This is a genomic window from Sphaerospermopsis sp. LEGE 08334, from assembly GCF_015207205.1.
Classification (GTDB): domain Bacteria; phylum Cyanobacteriota; class Cyanobacteriia; order Cyanobacteriales; family Nostocaceae; genus Sphaerospermopsis.
Genome location: NZ_JADEXH010000107.1, coordinates 1 through 1,853 on the forward strand (window position 1 = coordinate 1; position 1,853 = coordinate 1,853).

A 1,853-nucleotide genomic window follows, 5' to 3' on the forward strand; every position below is an offset into this window, starting at 1 on the left:
AATTTGCTTAAATAGCAAAAATCATAGGACTTACGCACTGTGCAAATTAACCATGATATGCCTCAACAATATTTGGTTGTTTCAGGCTTTTGGGGATGAAGTTTATACAAATAGCCATAGCGAAGCGCTGTGGCAAGCAGTTCGCCCAAAAATCAAGGAAAAATTACGTTATAAAGCCTGAAACCCATACCTCATATTTAGTTCTGGCGTAAGTCCTAAATCATTAAAAAATCAGTTAGCAAAATTTTGTATTTGAGTGTAACTATGACAACAAGTATTAAAAATATGTATCCACTTTCATCTGGTCAAGAAGCAATGTGGTTGATCCACCAAATTGCCCCAGAGAGCGTTGCTTATAATATATTTATTACCGCAAAAATTCGTGCTGATTTAAATATTGCCGTTGTGAATCGTGTATGGCAAAAAATTATTGAAAAGCATCCGATTCTGAGAACAACATATACAAATCATGAAGGTAAACCAGTACAGCTGATTAATCAACAAGAGCATTTTAGTGTTGAGGTAATAGATGCCAGCGAGTGGAGTGAAGAACAATTAGCACAGAAAATCTATGCTATTGCTGACAGCCCTTTTAACTTAGAACAAGATTCAGTATTGAGAGTTAATTTATTTAGTCGTTCAGCAGAAGAACACATTATCATGTTGACAATGCACCACATTGCTAGTGATATGTGGACTTTTGATTTACTATTGAGTGAATTTAGAACCTTATATATCAGGGAAAATCAGGAAAATAATCAAGAACAGACAGAAACAGTAGATGCTGTCAGTGGAAAAAAAACTTATGCAGACTTCGTTCACTGGCAATCAGAAATGTTATCTGGTTCTCAGGGAGAAAAACTGTGGCAATACTGGCAACAACAATTAGCTGGAGAATTGCCAATTTTGAATTTGCTCCCAGACAATCCGCGCCCCCCAGTAAAGACTTATCAAGGAGCATCATACATTGTCAATCTAGATGAAAAGTTAATTGAAAAACTTAACCATCTAGCGTTAGCATCCAGAACCAGCCTTTATCAGATCCTACTCACAGCATTTTACATCCAACTTTACCGATACACCAACCAAACAGATATCCTCATATCCAGCCCGATGAGAGGTAGGTGGGCTGGAGATTTCACAGAGATTGCTGGCTACTTTGCGAACTTGACAGTTTTAAGAGTTTTTGTCCGGGAAAACGCCACATTCCAAGAATTTCTGGCTCAAGTTAGCAAGACAGTAAAAAAAGCCCAATATCATCAAGATTACCCTTTTGCTTTGTTAGCACAAAAACTCCAGCCACAAAGTAATCCCAGCCTTTCTCCTTTCTCTCAAGTTAGTTTTACCTGGCAACGACAACGTTGGTGTGAACTAACAGAACAATCATTAGATAGTCAAGAACAAGTGCTGGAAATGCAGCCATACCTGCTCGGACATCAAAGGGGTGCAGACTTAGATTTGAATTTAATGGTAATGGAAGCTCAGGGAGTGTTGAAACCCTGCTGGCAATACAACAGCGACTTATTTGATAGTAAGACAATTGAGCGGATGGCAGGACATTTTATCACCCTACTGGAATCCATTGTAGCCAATCCCCAGGAGACTATTACCCAATTACCATTACTCACAGAAGTTGAAAAACACCAGCTATTAATAGAATGGAATGATACTGAAGTTGAGTATCCTGTTGATAAATGTATCCATCAATTATTTGAAGAACAGGTGGAGAAAACACCAGATGCAATAGCAGTAGTGTTTGAAAATGAACAACTCACCTATCAACAATTGAATAATCGAGCGAATCAATTAGCACATTACTTGCAATCCTTAGGAGTCAAACCAGAGACATTAGT

At 38.0% G+C, this 1,853-nt stretch carries 2 protein-coding genes; both read left to right on the forward strand.

The window, feature by feature from the left end; translation table 11 throughout:
* Window positions 1–181: hypothetical protein (locus tag IQ237_RS26565; RefSeq protein ID WP_228020720.1), on the forward strand; the 181-nt coding region annotated here is incomplete at its 5' end.
* A gap of 83 nt (window positions 182–264) precedes the next feature.
* Window positions 265–1,853, forward strand: a 1,589-nt coding sequence (locus IQ237_RS25925) for a condensation domain-containing protein (protein WP_228020721.1), incomplete at its 3' end; no start/stop codon positions are given.